Below are 250 nucleotides of genomic sequence, written 5' to 3' on the forward strand. Positions count from 1 at the left end.
GGTTGCTCCTGCAGGTTGTCCGGGGCCAGCCAGTTGTCCTGGGGGCCGACGTACTGGTCGAAAAAGGCCCAGGTGCGGCGGGCCAGGCTCTGCAGGAAACGCCGCTGGCCCGTGTTGGGCACGAAGGCCACCTGGCTGGCGGGGCGGCTCAGCCACCAGGCCAGGGCCGGGCCGGCCAGCCAGGCCAGCAGCAGGGGCACGGCCACCAGCAACTGTGGGCGCGGCCACGACAGCCCGGCCAGGAGCAACG

Annotated in this window: 1 protein-coding gene; it reads right to left on the reverse strand. The window is 73.2% G+C overall.

Annotated features, from left to right (window positions below):
- Positions 1–250, reverse strand: a 250-nt coding sequence (locus F6S12_RS33450; RefSeq protein ID WP_315870075.1) for a hypothetical protein, incomplete at both ends; no start/stop codon positions are given.

The sequence above is a fragment of the Pseudomonas sp. JV245A genome, assembly GCF_032424515.1.
Taxonomy (GTDB): domain Bacteria; phylum Pseudomonadota; class Gammaproteobacteria; order Pseudomonadales; family Pseudomonadaceae; genus Aquipseudomonas; species Aquipseudomonas protegens.